The sequence below is a fragment of the Pseudomonas brassicacearum genome (assembly GCF_003732265.1).
GTDB lineage: Bacteria > Pseudomonadota > Gammaproteobacteria > Pseudomonadales > Pseudomonadaceae > Aquipseudomonas > Aquipseudomonas brassicacearum_D.
Genome location: NZ_MOBK01000311.1, coordinates 1 through 293 on the forward strand (window position 1 = coordinate 1; position 293 = coordinate 293).

General features: G+C 59.0%; 1 protein-coding gene. It reads left to right on the top strand.

What is annotated here, in order from left to right; translation table 11 throughout:
• Positions 1–114 (top strand): aldehyde dehydrogenase family protein (locus BK660_RS33795; protein WP_473087033.1); only part of this gene is annotated, 114 nt, incomplete at its 5' end.
• Positions 115–293 lie beyond the last annotated feature (179 nt).

The following is a 293-nucleotide window of genomic DNA, read 5'->3' on the forward strand; positions in this document are numbered from 1 at the left end:
GACCCCCGGGTGACCTTCGGCGGAGTGAAAAAAAGCGGCTTCGGGCGCGAGCTGTCGCACTTTGGCGTACGCGAATTCTGCAATGCGCAGACGGTGTGGCTGGATCGCCGGTAAGACCAGGCGGCCACCCAAGGGCGCAATGCCCGGATGAAAAAACGGACCTGGATCAGGTCCGTTTTCTGGAGGGCTCAAATGGTGTTCAGCACAAAATACAGCAGCAATATCCCGGCGATCACCAGCCCCTCATGATCATGGGTAAACCCCCACCAAGCGCCATAGAACGCGGTCCCTAC